The organism is Limosilactobacillus albertensis, assembly GCF_014145555.1.
Lineage (GTDB): Bacteria > Bacillota > Bacilli > Lactobacillales > Lactobacillaceae > Limosilactobacillus > Limosilactobacillus albertensis.
Map to the genome: position 1 here is coordinate 160,903 of NZ_JACIVD010000065.1, position 19,608 is coordinate 180,510.

The window sequence follows — 19,608 nt, forward strand, 5'->3', positions numbered from 1 at the left end:
AAATTACTATTTGGGGGCAAGAAAAAACGCCCTCATCTAATAGCCAGAAGAGAGCGAAAAATAAACCTATTTGATTTAATCTTTTTGATAAAAATCACCAACAAAGCCAGCCGCATTTAAAATTAAGCCTTTAGCCCAGCTTGGCGTTTCAGTCACGACGGCAATAATTTCATCGAGAGACTTTCCTTTTGGGGCTTCAATTACCGTTTCATCGTGGATATGCATGACAGATGGGTAGCCGGCTTTTTCCAAACGAAACATAGCCCAAGCTAGTAAATCGCGACTAGTTGCTTGAACGATATTTTCGACCAGCTTAGCACCGTAAGTTTCAATTCGGCCCCACTTCTTGACCGTGTTAATTCCCATGAAGGTAATTGATTCACTGCCAAAACGGTTAAGGCCAATCTTAGGCTGGGGATAACAGAGCCTGCGACCAGAGCGCAGCTGAATAAAAAGGCAGTTGCCCTGGTAGCTGAAGTTCATTCCGTGCGTATTTGTATGAAGGTGAGTACGGATGCAGTTTTTAGCCGCTTGATCGACATCCCACCAAAATTGCACAATGTTGGGACTAGCCTCTCGCCACATGGTAACTAAGGGTGGTAGTTCGTCTTCGGTTAATCCCATCTTGGTTGCTCCCATGGCCTTTAGAGCGCCAACTGATCCACCATAACCAAGAGCGAGCTCCGCAATCTTGCCTTTTTGGCGCAGTTCACCATTGATGCCGTGTTTGACAACTGGCACGCCAAACATCTGACTGGCAGATTCGCAGTAGATGTCTTTATTTTGGGCAAAGGCCTCTTGACGCCATGTTTCGCCAGACAGCCAGGCAATCACACGCGCTTCGACGGCTGAGAAGTCAGCTACGTAAAATGAATAGCCAGCCTTAGGGATAAAAGCCGTCCGGATGAGTTGGGACAGCACATCGAGAACAGACTCATAAAGTAGTTCGAGTGTTTCAAAATTGCCTTGCTTAACTAAATCACGAACAGCTTGCAATTCTGGTAGGGAGTTGCGGGGCAAGTTTTGCACTTGAACCAACCGTCCAGCCCAACGACCAGTGCGGGTAGCTCCATAAAATTGCAGTAAGCCATGGACGCGGTGGTCGTTGCTGATGGCATTTTGCATGGCCTGGTATTTCTTGATGCTGGATTTAGCCAGAAGCTGGCGCAGAGTAAGCACCTTTTTAATTTGGCCGCTGCTAGTCTTAACTAAGTCGGCAACAGCAGCTTTGGCAAGTGAGTCGACTTGAACGCCTTGCTCATTTAGCCAAGTCTTTAGCTGGAGGGGCGAGTTAGGATTATCAAGGCCAGTGATCTTTTGTGATTTAGCAAAGTATTGCTGGCGGAAAGTTTGGTCACACTTGATGGCATTATCGACTAGCTCTTGATCAATTAAAATCCCGCGGTCGTTGATTCGTTGGTCCATCCAGTAGAGATCCCATTCTGATTGGGGGACTGGATAAGAACTGAGTTTTTGTGAGATGGCCATTTCAACTTCCACGTCACGCTGGTTATATTCCTTGAATAGTTGCCACTTATCTGGAGCATGGTAGGGAAAATTCCGGGTGCGACCTTGGTTAGTTTTAGTTGGCATGCAAGGAGTGCAGAAGTATTTCACTAATTCCTTGCCGGCCGTGATTTTCTGTTTGTCTAGGCCCAAGACTGTGCCGACATCTTTAAGCGAAAGGGGCAAACCTAAAGTTGCAGCCCAGACCCTGGAGCAGTGCCAGCCTTGCGGGTTCAATTGATGACCAACAAAGCGGGAGAGACAGACGCGTTCAAACTGAGCATTGAAGGCGGATTTGATAATCGTAGGATCATCGAGGGCTTGGTAGATTTCGATTGGAATTTGTTCACCTTGGGTTAGGTCAATCACTTTTACTGGGCCAAAATCAACCGCGTAGCCAAACAGCAAAAGTTCAAAATCACTGCTGGCGGCGTAAGGATATGCGCCACTTTTGGCTAAGTTGACACTAGAGTAGGTTTCAATATCAATCGAGATTTGATGCATAAAATCATCCTTTCAAAAAAGAGCAGCACAGAGGCTACTCTTTAAAATTGTTAGGCTAAAAAGTCGGGTTCATTTTGCTCGCCAATCGCAGTGAAGTCATCACTAGCACTGCTATGGCCGCCTAAAGGTTCACCATCACGGATCTTTTGAATATTGCCCAGACCACAAGCTACCCCGCGATTACCATTCGTGTTGAAAGCGTAAAAGCTGATTGAGACCCGTGCGTAGCAGCCACTGTAGACTTCAGTTTGGTCAAGAATTGGTTGAACTTGCTTGTCGACAATTTGTGGAGCGGTGATGGAGTTTGCATTGATGAAATAAGCATCCTTGTAGTTGACATCATCTTTTTCAAGGTCCCCATCACGAAGTGGCAACTTCAAGGCCGCCTTATTAGGCTTCTTGCCACCAAATTTACCGATGCCTTCTTCAATGGCGGCATCAATGGCCTTTTCGATAGCAGTTACAGTCTTAGTGTCAGACTTAGGAATAATTAGGCTAACTGAATACTTCTCCTTGCCACCATTGATGGATTTTGGTTCCCAGATGTTAGCGTAAGAAAGACGAGTGTTGATTCCGGTAACGACTTTAGTATTTTGAGACATATTATTGTTCCTCCTTAAATTCATCAGCTGGTTTTGACTTAGCAATGTTTGGTCGTGGGTCGTCATCAGCCACCAGGGTTGGCTTTCCGGATGGCTTGTAGACTTGATCACCCACAAGTTCATCAAACTTTTGCTTGCCCAGCTGTTTTTCTAATTTAGTAATGGGTAGTAATTTCTTTTGGTAGATGTCGGTATAGCCGGCTGCCTGCAATTTTTCTGCAATCAGGTCTTCATCTCGGTAATGGCGGATGGAGCGTCCTTCGACTAGCTTAAAGCCTGGCCAAGTTTTGCCGTGGTTGATAGCTAAGTCAGCCGCATAAGCCTTGACTTCATGAGCCCAGCGGTTGAGATCATCAATGTGTTCAAGTACTTCAGTGACTTCCGCATCGGTTAAAAGGTGAGGCGAAGCTAGCTGAAAGCGTTCGAGCTTGTGATGATAATCGTAGCGGGCTCGCAAAACGGCATTGCAAGTTGAAAACTGACACCAAGGCCCATACCTGACACTGCCTTTGCCCATGAAAGCAAGCTCGGCTTTTTCCTTTAGTTCAGTATTAGCCCAGTGCATCAGCTCTTTGACCGGAATAGTCCAGGTACTGATGTTGCTCATGCGGGGCTGGAAGATGGTGGTTTCTACTTCGTCAATGTTGTAGAGATTGCCAAACATCGCTAAGGCCCCAAGCGCATAGAGCTTCATTTGCGGATTATTACGAGCAACTACCTTTACGCCCTTGCCGTACTTGAAATCAATAATGTGCAGTAAGTGATCGCTGACAATGACGCAGTCACCCGTCCCAAATCCTTCTGGGACATACTGTGAAAAGTCCAGTTTCAATTCGACCTTGATCAAAGGATCCTTAGCAAACTTCTTCGCTTTGACATATTGTTCCATAATATAGGAAGAATAATCGTCGGTTAGCAGCTCCATTTCGTCGCACTGATAGTCAGAAGAAGGCCGTGGAAACTTCAGATCTCCTAAAGCCCGGTGAACTTTGTATTCGGCTAAAGCATGGGCAGCTGTTCCTTCTTCAGCAGCAGTTGAAGTAGATTGCGGGAAGTATTGTTCAAGCCGTGGCAGGGGCGGTGCACTGAGCCAGCGGTGGGCACTTGAAGCTGATAAAAGGGTATGTTTAGTTGGACTCGTCATAATCTAGCGCCTCGATGCTGTAATAAAGTTCTTCATAGTCTTTTGGATCAACATCCGATAGCTTTTCAGCCTTGAATTGATGAAGAAGTTCCCGCACTTCCTTAGTTTTACCAGCAGCAGCTTTTTCGGCGAGTTTTTGGCGAATCAATTCTTTATCGGCTTGGACGTCACGCTTTGGCATTTCAACTTCTGGTCCATTTTCTTCAGCATTGATTTTTTCCAGTGTGACATTCAAATCGGCAATTGCTTCATTTAATTGACTGCATGCTTCGCGAAGTTCACGAAGTGTTTCAACGAAATTTTTAGTCTTGCTCATGAGTATTCGCCTCCTTAATGCGAATTTGTTTTACACTTTGCCCTGGAGCAATCACCATGATTTGGCTTTTGCTTCCTAATAGGTAGCGAAGAATGCGTTCCCAGATCGTCAATTGCTTAAAACTAACCACACCCTTGGAGCGAGGATTACCTGCAACTGAAATCGTAAGTTGGTGCTCTACCATAATGGTCACCTTTCCTTTCTGTTTAATTTGGTGGGTTTAATAACCTCACATTCATTTGCCAGAATAAGGAGGAAAATAAACCTCCTTGGAGCGAAAAGTTTCAATTATTTTTCTGCTTCAGTTTCGTAGAATGTCCGCAGCTTCTTTTTGGCGGCTTCTAAATGCTTATGAACCATCATCGGTGAAACTTGCATTTGTTTAGCGATGACGTTTTGCTTTTCGCCCATAAGGAAAAAGTGCTCTATGACATAGTGCTGCTTATCTGTTAAGGTAGCCAATGCTTCTGGCAGCAAGGCGACTAATCGCGCATGTTCTGCAGCATCTTCTTGTTCAATTAACTGATCAAGAAGTGGTTCTTGGCCGTAAGTAGAAGTAGCTTCAATTGATGAACGGTCAGCTATACTGTCGAACGAGTCAATTTCAACATCATCCGATTTTTCTTGAAAGAACACGTCTTGATGACGATAAAATCTGTGGTCGGAGTTATATTGGTCATTATCGAGGTCAAGAATGACTTCACCAACTGCTTCATCAACAGTAATGGCTTGACCAGCCTTTCCTTTAATACGAACAGTAAATTCGCCATCTTGTTCAGCAACTACTTCATAGTCAGTTTTCTTGAAAAACAACATAAAAATTCCTCCTAACTTGGATCACCCAAGCGAAGGAATTGAAGGTACGTAAAAAGCCACTAGAAGAGCGTGTTAAACAGACCTAAACGATTGAATCGCTTGGGTACTGCAACAGCGCCTTACTAGTGGCTTTGTTACAGGATGGTATTTAATTTAGGTGGCATGCTAGTAACAGATATTGATCATTTATCTCATGCCGAACAGATAAAAAAATGTGCGAACGCATAAATTTAATATTGAGCATCTGCCCCAGCACATTTATAATTTAAACTGTGTAGAATTATTAATTCATGACTAAAGTATATAAACTGGGCGTTTGTTAAGTCGGGCATTGCCGGACAAGTTAGGACAAATTTTGCCCGAACTGAAAAGAGTGTGTTTTGAATGAAATTTAGTGATTTCTTTCAATTGCTATATAAGTATTTGGCTAACTCTGAAGAAATTTCGCCAACCAGTTTTTTGTGCAGAGTTGGGGATGACTTATTAAGAGAACCTCAAACGGATATTGAGGATACTTTGGATGAAGACGGCAGTTTAAATCCGCTACGTAAGGTTGAATCAAGTACAGTTGCTAAGTATTGCAATGGGAAGAGAAAAATTCCTAAAAGAACAGCAACTAGATTTTTAAACAGCTGGGGAACTGGAGAAAACTTCAAAGATTCGATTAGATATACGACGCCACAAGCACGAGAAGCAATTTACAATGCATTGGTCAATAATGGATTTGAAGTTAACGAATCCAAATTAGCAACATTTTGCTATAGATTAATGTGCTGCTTTTTTGAAAAACTTTCGGATGGTAGTGATGAGGTGCTACCTAGTGATATGGTAGATATCAATCAAATTAGGGAAAAGGAGGCCCTAATAAGGTACTATGATCTGAAATGCCCATTGTGCGGAGATTCGTTGCTTCCCAATGTTTCTGGGAAATTCATTGATAATTACAATATTGTTTATATCTTTCCTGAGAACTTGAGCCGAATTGAAAAAGAAAGCTTTGAGAAAATAAAAAAGGCACCCGATGAATCGGATGCAATAGGTAGTCAAATTCCATTATGTGTTTCTTGTGCTAATAAGTATCTCCAAAATCCAGATATAAATACTTTTAAACGATTAGTTGAAGTACAGGCAGAAATGATAAGTAAGAATACGATTGAACAAGCATTGCAAGATATGCAGTTAGAGAACCAGCTTGTAACTGTTATTGAGGGGTTAACAAATATTGAGATTGATTCATCAGCAATTGATCTGGCTTATGACGCTAAAAAAATTGATGATAAGATTCCGGATAATGTGGTTTTGCAATTTACGATTAAAGCCTATGTTTCAATGTACTATAACTGGATTAGGGAGCGATTTTCGCAACTCGAAAATGGAACATTCATGTTTGAAATCTTAGCCATGCAAATAAAGACGGCATATCTAAGATTTAAGGGAATGGGTTATGGTCGAGAAAAAATATTCAAAGTACTTACTGATTTTATCCTTGAAAAAGAAAAGCTTACGGATAGATATTATGAGGCCGCTAGAATTGTTGTTGCATTTTTTGTTGCAAACTGTGAGGTGTTTGAAGTTGAAAATGCCAAGTAAAGTGACATCTTTTAGGGAAAGTTCTCTATATAAGATGTTAGTGATTTTGAAAAAGCTGGATGCTAGACCAATGAAACCAGAAGAGTTGTTGAAGTCTGTTAATAACCAGTTTGAGGATGTCGGTGAATTCTTGGAGACACTGGATTTACTATATATGCTCAATAAAATTTCTGTTAATGATGAAGGGGTGCTGGTACGTGCTTAAAGAGATTAGTTGTGATGAATTTATTGAAAATGGTAAGGCTCGCCCTCCTTTGATATTTCATAAGGGATTAAATGTTGTTTTAGGTAGAGATTTGGGTACAAATTCAATTGGCAAATCTACTTTTTTGATGATCTTAGATTTTGTCTTCGGTGGGAGTGATTACGCCAAAAAAGATACCGATGTCCAAAGTGAAGTTGGCGAACACACTATTAAGTTTCAGTTCGAGTTTAATGGAGAAAATTTTTATTTTAAACGCTCAACTGGTGATTTTAATACAGTCATACGGTGTAATTCTAAATATCTACCATTATCAAAAGATGCTGAGTTGACTATAGATAAGTACTGTGAATTTTTGGCGGACAAATACAGTATTCGAGAAACGAGTTTTAGAAATACGGTATCTTCATTTATTCGCGTAGCAGGTAGGGATACAAATGATCAAACACATCCACTTCAGGCAAACTCAAAAGAAAAAATGGAGCAGCAAATTTCCAAACTTCTCAAGATATTTAACAAGTATGGTCCGATAGAAGAACGTAGCAAGTACGCAAAAGAAGCTGAAAAAAAGTACAAGGCATTTAAAACTAGTGGTAAATATAAATTTATGCCAATTACAAAAAATAAGTCTGAGTATGATAGAAAGCAACGAGAAATTGATCAGTTGTACACAGAAATTGAGAGCTTGAAAGAAAGAACACAACAAGATCTGCCAACATTGGATGAAGTTCAAGCTGCTGAGTTGAAAAGATTTTATTCAGAACTCAAAGTATTGGTTAACCAAAGAAATCATAATCAAAAGAGATTAGAACTTGTTCAAGAAAATAGAAATATAGGGCCAGTACGCTTCCAAAGAGATTATCAAGAGCTAAAGGAATTTTTCCCAGAGGTTGATTTGAAAAAAGTGCAAATGGTGGAAGCTTTTCATAGGCAACTATACAAGAACTTAAAAGTTGAATTCGATAATACAGAGAGACAGCTGCAAGATAGAATTTTCGATTTACAAAGTCAAATCAAAGTATTAAAAGAGAAGATTAACGATGCGAAGGGTGGCCAAATAACGAGCATTACCGACGAAATTTTTAAGCAGTACTCTGAATTAAGGCAACAGATTGATGTATTGAAGAAATCTAATGAGAATTATTTAGAAGAGATCCAACTGAAAGAAGATAAAAAGGATCAAGGAGATGCGCTAGAACGTATAACTAAGGAACAGTCTATTCAAGTTCAGAATTTATTGAATGATAAAATGGCGGAACTTAATGAAGTGATTTGTGGCTCTTCTAGGTATATAGCTCCAAGAATTGAAATTGAAAGCAGTAAGAAATACGTGTTTGAAACTCCTAATGATCACGGAACTGGTGCTTCCTATAAAGGGTTAATTTTATTTGATGAAGCATGTCTAAAGTTAACAGAGTTACCGATTATTGTTCATGACACAATTATTTTTTCTGATATCGAAATTCCACGAGTAGAAAAAATTATTGAGATGTATCTTGAAGAGAATGATAAACAGATTTTTATAGCGCTAGACAAGCTTGAACAGTATAGTGATTCGATTCGAGAAAAAGTAAACGAAAATACTATTTTAAGGCTTGAGCGTGGTGGCAAAGAACTATTTGGGAGATCCTGGAATGAAAAAGATTGATCAGCAAATTAGCTATAACAAGTTATGGAAGCTATTAATTGACCGTGGCATGAAGAAAAAAGAACTGCAAGAAGCTAGTGGGGTTAGTGCTGCTTCAATTGCTAAATTAGGTCGTAATGGTAATATTACGACCGAAGTATTATTGAAAATCTGTATCGCCCTTGATTGCGATATCAGTGACATTTGTGAAGTAGAAAAGAAATAAGTAAGGGGTGAATTCTCATAGCAGAAGAAAATGAAATCTCATTATTTGATGGGCAAGAATTCACAGTAGAAGCAAAACAATATGAGTTACAAGAAACAGCCGAATCCACAGAATTAATTAAATCAAAAGAACGAGTCCAAAATCATGGTGAAGTCTTTACCCCAAAATGGATGGTGCAAAAAATGCTATCTGAACCGGCTATTCAGGAGAAGATTAAAGATATTCATGCAACATTTTTAGAACCCAGTGCTGGCGAGGGTGCATTCTTGGTTGAAATTTTGCATCAACGGTTAACTTATCTTGGCCAACAGGTTAGTAAGGCTAACTGGACCAAGCAAGCAATTTGGGCGTTGATGAGTATCTACGGCATTGAACTTTTGCAAGATAATTTACTTAAGGCAAGGGATGCAATGCTAGAAGTGGTAATTAACCATTACCAAGCAAAAATGCAAAAGCAACTGAGTGTAAAGACCGAGTTCTATAAGGCAGCTAAGTTTGTAATTACGACTAATATAGTTCAGGGAAATACGCTTGAGTACACTACAAATGATGGCCAATTGATTGAGTTTAGCCATTGGTGGCCAGTTGATGGAAAGGTTCAACGGGAGACCTTTACCTATAAATCATTATTTAATAATAGTGATGTTACTGATATGGGGGCTGCAGAGGGACAACTTAGTTTGTTTGGTGAGTTAGAGACAGAAGCTGAAAAAGAATATGCGTTGTGTGATGTGTTGAAAGTCTACAAGGAGGAACGAGGATAATGAGTGGAGAGGATAAAAAATTTAAGTTTGATGTGGTGATTGGGAATCCACCGTATCAGGATGAAACGATTGGTGATAATAAGGGATATGCGCCACCTATTTACCACAAATTTTTAGATGAGGCATATAAAGTTGGAAACATTGTGGAGATGATTCACCCGGGAAGGTTTTTATTTAATGCAGGGAGCACGCCTAAAGATTGGAACAAGCGTATGCTCGAAAATAAACACCTTAAGGTTCTGTATTTTGAACAAAATAGCAGTTCTGTGTTTGAGAATACAGATATAAAGGGTGGGGTTACAGTAACTTATTGGGATAACAAAAAGGAATTTGAACCGATTGGAGTGTTCACTCCATATTTGCCATTAAGGACTGCTATGAAAAAGGTCACTACAAAGACTACTACATTCTTGAATACTATAATTTCGGGACGTGGTGTTTATAAGTTAGCAGATAAGGCACTTGAGGAGTATCCAGAACTTGTTGATATTCAATCAAAAGGACATAAGAAAGACATTGGAGCCGGAGCATTCAATAAACTTTCAAATTTGATTTTTTATTCGGAGAAACACTACAAAGAAGATGGATACGTAAAATTCTTAGGTCTTTTAAAGGGAAAACGTGTATATGAATGGTGTAGAGAAGAATACGTTGATGGTCCGGATTCATTTAGAAAATATAAAGTGTTTATTCCGAAAGCCAATGGTAGCGGAGCGATAGGGGAAGTGTTAAGTACACCCCTTGTCGGGGAACCCCTTGTCGGGGCAACTGAAACCTTTCTATCTATTGGTTCATTTGACACCGTTACTGAAGCAGAAGGATGTCTTAAATATGTTAAGACAAAATTCGCAAGAGCGATGCTGGGGATTTTGAAAATAACTCAAGATAATCCAAGGGATAAGTGGGCGTATGTTCCTATCCAAGATTTCACATCCAACTCCGACATCGACTGGACTAAATCCATCGCTGAAATCGATCAGCAACTATACAAGAAGTACAACCTTTCTCCAGAGGAGATTGACTTTATTGAAACCCACGTAAAGGAGATGAACTAGCATGAATGCACCAACAATTAAATCATTCAAAAAGATCATCCCAATGATTTATGCCTATACCACGCCTAATGATATTTCTCATCGAGGGTGGACTAAGATCGGCTATACAGACCGCCAATCAGTAGAAGATCGAATTAAGCAACAAACCCATACGGCGGATGTAAAGGCTGAAATTCTCTGGAAAGGTAATGCTCGTTACCAAGATGGCTCAGATGAGACTTTTACTGATCATGATTTCCACGATTACTTAACCAGTAAGCGCCATATTGAACGTAAGCCGAAAACCGAGTGGTTTCACGTTGATGGCGATACTTCACATCAGTATTTCTACAAGTTTACTGAACGCGATTTTAGTGATATCCAGGGAACAGATGGTACTCAGTATGAATTGCGCAAGGAACAGCAACAAGCTGTAGACCAAACGGTAAGCTACTTCCTTAAACATGGCGAAGACAGTGAGTTCTTGTGGAATGCGAAGCCTCGCTTTGGGAAGACATTAACTACTTACGATTTAGTTCGGCAGATGAACATGCAAAATATCTTGGTGGTAACTAATCGACCAAGCATTGCCAATTCTTGGTTTGATGATTTTGATAAGTTTATTGCTTGGCAGACTAACTTCAAGTTTGTGAGTGAAACGGATGCCCTGAAGAATCGTCCGGTTCTTTCCAGGGATGAATTTATCAACACAATCTCGGATGGTAAAGAGTATGGACAAATTGCCTTTGAGAGTTTGCAAGGGCTAAAAGGTTCTGTCTACTTTGGCGGGAATTACGACAAATTGAAGTGGATTAGTGAACTGAACTGGGATTTGCTGGTAATCGACGAGGCTCATGAAGGAGTAGATACCTACAAGACCGATAAAGCTTTCGATAAGATTAAGCGCAAGTACACCTTACATTTGACTGGAACACCATTTAAAGCTTTGGCGAAGGGTAAGTTTGCTTCAGACCAAATCTATAACTGGTCATATGCGGATGAACAACAAGCCAAACTTGACTGGGATGAAAATCAAGAAGGTAGTAGCAATCCTTACGAAGTGATGCCCAAATTGAACATGTACACCTACCAGGTATCAGCAATGATGGCTGACGAGTTAAAGGGCAAGGTTAAACTTGATGATGGTGATCAGGTCGACCCAGCCTTTGATCTTAACGAGTTCTTCAAAACAAAGGAAAATGGTAAATTTGTTTACGATGAAGCCGTCGACCGTTTCTTGGATGCTCTGACCAAGCAAGAGAAGTATCCCTTCTCAACACCAGAGTTACGACAAGAGCTGGCGCATACTTTCTGGCTGTTAAATCGGGTCGATAGTGCCAAGGCCCTAGCTAAAAAGCTAAAGGATCACGATGTTTTTGGTGAATATGAAATTGTCTTAGCTGCCGGCGATGGCAAGCTCGATGATGATCAGTTGAATGAAGATCAGTTGGAACAGGCTAATGAAAAGTCCTTTGATAAGGTCCAGCGTGCGATTGCAACTCACGGCAAGACGATTACGCTCAGTGTGGGGCAACTAACAACTGGGGTGACTATCAAGCCTTGGTCAGGGGTACTAATGCTTTCCAGCATGAAGAGTCCTTCGGAATACATGCAGGCAGCTTTCCGGGCGCAAAATCCTTATATTTTCGATCGAGATGGTGAGCTGGTTCAAAAGCAAAATGCTTATGTTTTCGACTTTGACCCAACTAGAACCTTGACTATTTTTGATGAATTTGCCAACAATTTACTAGAAAAGACGGCTAATGGTAAGGGCACTGCAGAAGAGCATGAGGCCAACATTCGGCAATTATTGAATTTCTTCCCGGTAATTGGTGAAGATGAAGATGGTAAGATGGTGGAATTAGATGCCAAACAAGTTATGTCAATTCCACGCCATCTAAAGTCTCAAGAAGTTGTTAAGCGTGGTTTCATGAGTAACTTCCTCTTTACTAATATCAGCCGAATCTTTAGTGCTCCAACTGAAGTGCGTGAGATTCTGGATGGCTTAGTGACTGCTAAGGAAGAAAAAAGCAAAAAGAGTCAGTCAGCAATTGAAGGTGCAGAAGACGTTGCTGTTAATGATCAAGGCGAAGTTGAGATTCCTAAGGAACGTGTGATTGGCAAGTCTAAGGATCTTTTTGGCGATAAGGTTTATAGTGATATGGGACAGCAGGTTGCTGATGCCGTTACTAATACAGATCAAACAGATTTTAAGTCTGCAGCTAAGGAGATTGCTAAGCAGTTGAATGATTCTGTTGGTAAAGAAGTCGTTAATCGGGTTAGTGACGATTATGGTTTGAGCAAGTCTGAAGCTAAACGTTATCAAAAGCAAGTAGAAAAGGATACCGAGCAAGCCTTCCATCAACTTGCTGACGAACTAAATAATAAGAAGAAGTTAGCTGAAGTTGACTACAAGCAGAAACAAGCGGCTGCACGGAGCGAAGATGAACTGCATGAGGCAGATCAGGAATATGAAGCAAGGTCGGAAGCTATCTTACAAGAGTTTACTGAGAAAGCTCGCCAGCAAGTTCAAAAGACTGTTGCTGATACGCCTGCTAATGTAATCGAACGAGTGGAAAAGCATCAAGAAGAGCAAAAGATGAAGAATGTCGAAGAGGATGCGCGGGCTCACTTACGTGGCTTTTCACGGACCATTCCAAGCTTCATTATGGCTTATGGTGATGAAAACTTAACCTTGCAGAACTTTGATGATTACACGGAAGACGATGTCTTTAAAGAAGTAACAGGGATTAGTGAAGATCAATTCCGTTTCCTTCGTGATGGTGGCGACTATGTTGACGAAGCTAGTGGTGAGAAGAAGCACTTTGATGGGCACCTCTTTGATGAAGTAGTCTTCAACGATTCCATTCAACAATTCTTGCAATTAAAGGAAAAGCTAAGCGACTACTTTAATGAAGATAACGATGAAGATATTTTTGATTATATTCCGCCGCAAAAGACCAATCAGATTTATACACCAAAAGCGGTAGTTAAGCACATGGTCGATGATTTAGAAGCTAATAACCCAGGAATTTTTGCTGATCCTAATAAGACTTTTGCGGACCTTTACATGAAGTCTGGACTCTACATTACAGAAATCGTCAAGCGCCTCTTCCAAAACGAGAAGATGAAGGAATTATTCCCGGATGACCAGGAACGTATCGAGCATATTATGAAGCATCAAGTTTATGGTCTGGCTCCAACTCGTATCATTTACTTGATTGCAACTAATTATATTTTTGGTTTTGACGAAAGCTTAAAGAATTCAGTACTTGGTAAACATTTCAAGCAAATTGATGCTGCCGAATATGCGAAGAATGGAACGCTAGAAGAGGTAATTCAAAAAGAATTTGGAGGTGAGAAATAAGGTGAAAGCAGACAGTATTCATTTGTTTGACTTCCTTGAAAATGGAAAGACCATCTTTGAAATTCCTGTTTTTCAACGAAACTACGAATGGGATGAGCAGCAATGTAGCCAGCTGTTTAAGGATCTGACCATTGCCGTTGAGGATGATCAAGATCATTTTATTGGGGCAATTGTCTATGTTGCTGAAACGGGTCGGAAGCTGAGTCATATTTACCGAATCATTGATGGTCAACAACGGTTAATGAGTTTAATGCTTCTTTTGAAGTCCTTAGCTGATGTAAATGACCAAGTGCGGGCAGAGATTCAAGAGCAGTATTTGACCAATAAATATCTGGAAGAAAATAATCATCTCAAGTTGAAACCCGTTGCTCATGATATGGAAGCCTTTGAGGCCGTGATGAATGACCGACTCGATCAGTATAATGATCCTTCTAAGGTAGTCAAAAACTATCAATATTTCAAAAAGCGGATCCAACAATCCGAATTCTCAAGTACGGAACTCTATGAGGCCTTGAACCATTTCAATATGGTTTATATAGAGCTGACCAATGATGTGCAAGATGAGAATCCGCAGGTGATTTTTGAAAGTTTGAACTCGACAGGGGTATCCTTGTCTGCATCCGACTTGGTGCGTAACTTTCTATTAATGAAGCTAGATTCAGATAAACAATCTCGCCTATACCAAGAATACTGGGTTAAAATGGAGAGAATTTTCACAACCAATACCTTTGCAGATTTCATCAGATTTTACTTAACGATGAAGATGCACAAGATGATTAATAAAGCTAAAATCTACCCGCTTTATAAAGAGTTTTACTATGGACAGGGGTTGGACTCTGAAGAAGCCCTAGCTGATCTGTATCGGTTTGCCATTTTTTATGATCAATTGATCCATGCTGAGACCGGAATTCAGGAGTTAAATTCAATTTTGCGTCATATTAATGCCATGGACAGTCGAGTGGTTTATCCTTACTTTTTCATGATGCTGGAGATGGCTTCAACGGGTGAAGTTAGTCAGGATGATGTGGTTGAAGTTGCTCGGATCATGGAAAGCTATCTTTTCCGACTGAAGGCATGTCAACTCCCTACTAATGGGTTAAATCGTATGGTAATTGCCTTATGTGATAAGACAAAGGCAGCTGGCGATTATCGGGCAAGGTTAGTTTCATTACTGAATACTTCCTTCCCGGATGATAAAAAATTTGCAGACAGCTTGATGAATGTTAACTTGTACAGTCTACGAAATAATCTAGCTAAATTGGCATTAGTGGTTCTAGAAGAATCGCGGACTAAGGAAACCATCGACTTTGATGATGCTCAGGTTGAACACATTATGCCACAACGGCTAAACAATGACTGGCGAATTGAACTCCCTAATGCTAACCGGATTAATGAAGAATTAGGTGGGGTAATTGGGAACCTAACGTTAACTAAATATAATCAGGAAATGGGAAATAAGGTATTCAGTGAGAAACGAGAGGTTTATCAAACATCCAATGTCAGCCTAACCAGAGAAATTGCCACTGATTATTCAGTTTGGAATAAGGATAGCATTGTTAAACGGACGGAACAGCTTACCCAAGAATTGATTGCAATCTTCCCGAAACCAGTTGATACACTTCAAGTTGAAAGTATGACTGGCGAACATGCAATCACGGAATCGATTGATATTACTGGTAAAAAGCCAACTAGATTAACCATTAACGATGAAGATATTCCGTTAGACTCTTGGCGTAAGATGTTGATTAGTTTCATGGAGTATATTTGGCGATTAGATAGTCGTAACTATGAGAAGATTAAAGGTGACAGTTCTTTGAATAAGATGCTGTTTGCTAGTCAACGGTCGCCAGAAATATTGGATAATGGAACCAGTATTGAAACCGACTTCTCAGCTAATGTGATTTTAGCCTTGATTTCTAAGATAGCTGAAATCTGTGATATCGCCGATGAAGTATCATATACGATTAAGTGAGGTGCTTAGGTATATGGCTGAGATTATTGAAAAAATGACACCAGAAAAATTTGCTGATAGATTTAGTGAGTTGATGATGGATCAAAGAGTCCATAATATTTTGGTGAGGGGATACTTTGATGATGATAAAGTATTATTAACTTTCGGAATTTTAAATGATTTGCCACATTATAAAAATGGAACATTAGTAATAGGCAATACGCGAGTTCAAGATGAAAAAATTTTTTTGGAACGTGGACTTCGTAAGACATTACCTCGTTTTAATTTAAGAGATATTTTTAAAATTTACGGATTGAATATTAAAAACTAGATAGAATTTATTGGATAAATATGTCGAAGGTATAATAGCCATCGGCATTTTTTATTGTGATAGAAACTATCAGGACTGCACAAAATCATTAATTGATTTAGCATTAACGGCCAATGAACAACCCGTTGGAAGCGCATACAATTAAGACATACTAAAGCGATAACGCATATGCTTTTAAAGAAATCTTCTTTGAAGGCAAGGTTAGGAGGTTAGTATCGTGGAAGTTGAACAAACTGTAAAGGAACGACTGCAAAAGTTGTCTTCGATTGGGAGTGATCCTACTGGAGGTTTAACACGGTTACTTTATTCTGATAGTTGGTTATCGGCACAACATTATGTACAAGACCAGATGAAAAATATCGGAATGAAAGCAGCTTTTGATGAAGTTGGGAATCTTTTTGGCCGGATCGAAGGTAGCGAGTTACCGGAAGAAACAATTATGACGGGGTCTCACATTGACACTGTCGTAAACGGTGGTAAATTGGATGGCCAGTTTGGGGTAGTTGCTTCACTAACGGCGGTCCAAATGCTTCAAGAAAAGTACGGCCAACCAAAACGTTCCCTTGAGGTTATTTCAATGGCTGAGGAAGAAGGAAGTCGTTTCCCAACGGTATTTTGGGGAAGTAAGAACTTTGTAGGAATTGCTAATAACGACGAAGTAAAAGATATCGCTGATGCCAATGGAAAGAAGTTTGTGGATGAAATGCACCGACAGGGATTTGATTTTCAACCACAACAAAAGCGGCGAAATGATATTAAGGCCTTTGTTGAAGAACATATTGAACAAGGAAGTATTCTTGAAACGGAAAAAGAATGCTCATGTACGGTAAAGAAGCAAGCAACCGAAAACAATAGATAGACCGCCAGCACTACACTATTCCGAACCAAAGACCAAAAGATAAGCATTTTGAGAAAATCTAAACTTTTGGATTTTCCTACAATGCCGACTACGGCGGAATCCCTCCCACTCCTTATATATTTCTTTCTGTATACATTGAATTTGTATTTAGTAAAATGCAGACAACACCACGGATCGGCTTTTGGCTGGACAATTCCAACCAAACACCGCAGCAGACAGTAGAAACCATTCTGAACGTTAGGAAGCCGGTATGATTGTTACATATAAGGGGAAGAAAAATTTCTTTTAGATACTTGTTTTCCTAAAACTGATGTGATATAATTCAATTCCAGAAAAGGAGTAAAAAATATGCGGCAAGGTATTCTTAAATAAAACTATAATCAAATAGTGGGAACAAAGGATTATGATAGTCCCTTTTGTAGGGGCTTAGTTTTTTGTACCCAAAAGAATACTTTTGCCTTATCAATTTTGACATATCCCCAAAAACAGCACTCACAAACAGGTGTATGCTGTATATGTGTATGTCCGCAAATTATCATCCCCAGTGGTAAAAGTATTTTACTGCTGGGGATTTTTATGCCCTTCGGGGCAGTAAAGGGAGGACAATCACATGAAAATAATCAATATTGGAATTCTTGCCCATGTAGACGCTGGAAAGACGACCTTGACGGAGAGCCTGCTATATGCCAGCGGAGCCATTTCAGAACCGGGGAGCGTCGAAAAAGGGACAACGAGGACGGACACCATGTTTTTGGAGCGGCAGCGTGGGATTACCATTCAAGCGGCAGTCACTTCCTTCCAGTGGCACAGATGTAAAGTCAACATTGTGGATACGCCCGGCCACATGGATTTTTTGGCGGAGGTGTACCGCTCTTTGGCTGTTTTAGATGGGGCCATCTTGGTGATCTCCGCTAAAGATGGCGTGCAGGCCCAGACCCGTATTCTGTTCCATGCCCTGCGGAAAATGAACATTCCCACCGTTATCTTTATCAACAAGATCGACCAGGCTGGCGTTGATTTGCAGAGCGTGGTTCAGTCTGTTCGGGATAAGCTCTCCGCCGATATTATCATCAAGCAGACGGTGTCGCTGTCCCCGGAAATAGTCCTGGAGGAAAATACCGACATAGAAGCATGGGATGCGGTCATCGAAAATAACGATAAATTATTGGAAAAGTATATCGCAGGAGAACCAATCAGCCGGGAAAAACTTGTGCGGGAGGAACAGCGGCGGGTTCAAGACGCCTCCCTGTTCCCGGTCTATTATGGCAGCGCCAAAAAGGGCCTTGGCATTCAACCGTTGATGGATGCGGTGACAGGGCTGTTCCAACCGATTGGGGAACAGGGGAGCGCCGCCCTATGCGGCAGCGTTTTCAAGGTGGAGTATACAGATTGCGGCCAGCGGCGTGTCTATCTACGGCTATACAGCGGAACGCTGCGCCTGCGGGATACGGTGGCCCTGGCCGGGAGAGAAAAGCTGAAAATCACAGAGATGCGTATTCCATCCAAAGGGGAAATTGTTCGGACAGACACCGCTTATCCGGGTGAAATTGTTATCCTTCCCAGCGACAGCGTGAGGTTAAACGATGTATTAGGGGACCCAACCCGGCTCCCTCGTAAAAGGTGGCGTGAGGACCCCCTCCCCATGCTGCGGACGTCGATTGCGCCGAAAACGGCAGCGCAAAGAGAACGGCTGCTGGACGCTCTTACGCAACTTGCGGATACTGACCCGCTTTTGCGCTGCGAGGTGGATTCCATCACCCATGAGATCATTCTTTCTTTTTTGGGCCGGGTGCAGTTGGAGGTTGTTTCCGCTTTGCTGTCGGAAAAATACAAGCTTGAAACAGTGGTAAAGGAACCCACCGTCATTTATATGGAGCGGCCGCTCAAAGCAGCCAGCCACACCATCCATATCGAGGTGCCGCCCAACCCGTTTTGGGCATCCATCGGACTGTCTGTTACACCACTCCCGCTTGGCTCCGGTGTACAATACGAGAGCCGGGTTTCGCTGGGATACTTGAACCAGAGTTTTCAAAACGCTGTCAGGGATGGTATCCGTTACGGGCTGGAGCAGGGCTTGTTCGGCTGGAACGTAACGGACTGTAAGATTTGCTTTGAATACGGGCTTTATTACAGTCCGGTCAGCACGCCGGCGGACTTCCGCTCATTGGCCCCGATTGTATTGGAACAGGCATTGAAGGAATCAGGGACGCAACTGCTGGAACCTTATCTCTCCTTCACCCTCTATGCGCCCCGGGAATATCTTTCCAGGGCTTATCATGATGCACCGAAATACTGTGCCACCATCGAAACGGTCCAGGTAAAAAAGGATGAAGTTGTCTTTACTGGCGAGATTCCCGCCCGCTGTATACAGGCATACCGTACTGATCTGGCCTTTTACACCAACGGGCAGAGCGTATGCCTTACAGAACTGAAAGGGTATCAGGCCGCTGTCGGCAAGCCAGTCATCCAGCCCCGCCGTCCAAACAGCCGCCTGGACAAGGTGCGCTATATGTTTCAGAAGATAATGTAACGTCTTGCGCAATGCAAGCGTTCATTGCTGGCTATTGCGAAATATCATTGATAAAATCAGTATCAGAGAGGAGAAACTATTTTGAACCAGGAACAGACGAATATTACAACAGGAAAGCAAATACGTCATCTGCGAACACAATTGGGAATGACACAGGAAGAACTAGCCGGGGAATTGAATGTTACCCGGCAGGCACTATCGAATTGGGAGAGAGATGTTAATGAACCCGATTTAAATAT

17 protein-coding genes and 1 pseudogene are annotated in these 19,608 nt (G+C 41.3%); 12 read left to right on the forward strand and 6 right to left on the reverse strand.

Going from position 1 to position 19,608, the window contains the following annotated elements; all coding sequences use genetic code 11:
- Positions 1-75: 75 nt before the first annotated feature.
- The 6 genes from H5S41_RS07485 to H5S41_RS07510 all read right to left on the reverse strand — a co-directional run bounded on the left by H5S41_RS07485 (position 76) and on the right by H5S41_RS07510 (position 4,888).
- The gene (locus tag H5S41_RS07485) at positions 76-2,010 is read right to left on the reverse strand and encodes a DNA polymerase (RefSeq protein WP_182602838.1); all 1,935 of its coding nucleotides are present in this window, start codon (positions 2,008-2,010) and stop codon (positions 76-78) included.
- 50 nt (positions 2,011-2,060) lie between these two features.
- Positions 2,061-2,636: a DUF2815 family protein gene (locus H5S41_RS07490; protein WP_220483265.1), complete on the reverse strand. Its 576-nt coding sequence runs from the start codon at positions 2,634-2,636 to the stop codon at positions 2,061-2,063.
- On the reverse strand, positions 2,614-3,756 hold the full coding sequence (locus tag H5S41_RS07495) for a DUF2800 domain-containing protein (RefSeq protein WP_182602840.1): 1,143 nt from the start codon (positions 3,754-3,756) through the stop codon (positions 2,614-2,616). The genes H5S41_RS07490 and H5S41_RS07495 overlap by 23 nt, the downstream gene beginning before the upstream one ends.
- A complete protein-coding gene (locus tag H5S41_RS07500; protein ID WP_044005187.1) occupies positions 3,740-4,072 on the reverse strand; it encodes a hypothetical protein in 333 nt (110 codons plus the stop codon). The genes H5S41_RS07495 and H5S41_RS07500 overlap by 17 nt, the downstream gene beginning before the upstream one ends.
- Positions 4,059-4,256, reverse strand: coding sequence for a hypothetical protein (locus tag H5S41_RS07505; RefSeq protein ID WP_081509809.1), 198 nt, complete (start codon positions 4,254-4,256; stop codon positions 4,059-4,061). Before H5S41_RS07505 ends, H5S41_RS07500 begins: the two co-directional genes overlap by 14 nt.
- 104 nt (positions 4,257-4,360) lie before the next feature.
- Entirely contained in the window at positions 4,361-4,888 is a 528-nt protein-coding gene (locus H5S41_RS07510) for a sigma-70 family RNA polymerase sigma factor (protein WP_143454775.1), read from the reverse strand.
- 384 nt (positions 4,889-5,272) lie between these two features.
- On the opposite strand from H5S41_RS07510, the gene H5S41_RS07515 reads away from it, so the two are divergent.
- The 12 genes and pseudogenes from H5S41_RS07515 to H5S41_RS07570 all read left to right on the forward strand — a co-directional run.
- Positions 5,273-6,478 carry an ABC-three component system protein gene (locus tag H5S41_RS07515; protein WP_081509808.1) on the forward strand — a complete coding sequence of 402 codons (1,206 nt, stop codon included), beginning with the start codon at positions 5,273-5,275 and terminating at the stop codon, positions 6,476-6,478.
- A complete protein-coding gene (locus H5S41_RS07520) occupies positions 6,468-6,683 on the forward strand; it encodes an ABC-three component system middle component 7 (protein WP_225357950.1) in 216 nt (71 codons plus the stop codon). Before H5S41_RS07515 ends, H5S41_RS07520 begins: the two co-directional genes overlap by 11 nt.
- Entirely contained in the window at positions 6,676-8,328 is a 1,653-nt protein-coding gene (locus tag H5S41_RS12105; protein WP_180375889.1) for a DUF2326 domain-containing protein, read from the forward strand. Before H5S41_RS07520 ends, H5S41_RS12105 begins: the two co-directional genes overlap by 8 nt.
- Positions 8,315-8,533, forward strand: coding sequence for a helix-turn-helix domain-containing protein (locus H5S41_RS07530; protein WP_081509806.1), 219 nt, complete (start codon positions 8,315-8,317; stop codon positions 8,531-8,533). Before H5S41_RS12105 ends, H5S41_RS07530 begins: the two co-directional genes overlap by 14 nt.
- Positions 8,534-8,715: 182 nt before the next feature.
- A complete protein-coding gene (locus H5S41_RS07535) occupies positions 8,716-9,297 on the forward strand; it encodes a methylase (protein WP_259395112.1) in 582 nt (193 codons plus the stop codon).
- Positions 9,297-10,352 carry an Eco57I restriction-modification methylase domain-containing protein gene (locus tag H5S41_RS07540; protein WP_182602841.1) on the forward strand — a complete coding sequence of 352 codons (1,056 nt, stop codon included), beginning with the start codon at positions 9,297-9,299 and terminating at the stop codon, positions 10,350-10,352. The genes H5S41_RS07535 and H5S41_RS07540 overlap by 1 nt, the downstream gene beginning before the upstream one ends.
- A 1-nt stretch (position 10,353) precedes the next feature.
- On the forward strand, positions 10,354-13,698 hold the full coding sequence (locus H5S41_RS07545; protein WP_182602842.1) for a DEAD/DEAH box helicase: 3,345 nt from the start codon (positions 10,354-10,356) through the stop codon (positions 13,696-13,698).
- A gap of 1 nt (position 13,699) precedes the next feature.
- Entirely contained in the window at positions 13,700-15,670 is a 1,971-nt protein-coding gene (locus H5S41_RS07550; protein WP_182602843.1) for a DUF262 domain-containing protein, read from the forward strand.
- Positions 15,671-15,683: 13 nt separating this feature from the next.
- On the forward strand, positions 15,684-15,980 hold the full coding sequence (locus H5S41_RS07555; protein ID WP_182602844.1) for a hypothetical protein: 297 nt from the start codon (positions 15,684-15,686) through the stop codon (positions 15,978-15,980).
- 217 nt (positions 15,981-16,197) lie between these two features.
- Positions 16,198-16,791, forward strand: a pseudogene (locus tag H5S41_RS07560) (hydantoinase/carbamoylase family amidase); the annotation flags it as partial.
- A 658-nt stretch (positions 16,792-17,449) separates the two neighbouring features.
- Positions 17,450-19,369 (forward strand): tetracycline resistance ribosomal protection protein Tet(W), encoded by a 1,920-nt coding sequence (tet(W), locus tag H5S41_RS07565; RefSeq protein ID WP_000691721.1) that lies wholly within the window; start codon positions 17,450-17,452, stop codon positions 19,367-19,369.
- Between the two features lie 81 nt (positions 19,370-19,450).
- Positions 19,451-19,608, forward strand: a 158-nt coding sequence (locus H5S41_RS07570) for a helix-turn-helix domain-containing protein (protein WP_041822118.1), incomplete at its 3' end; no start/stop codon positions are given.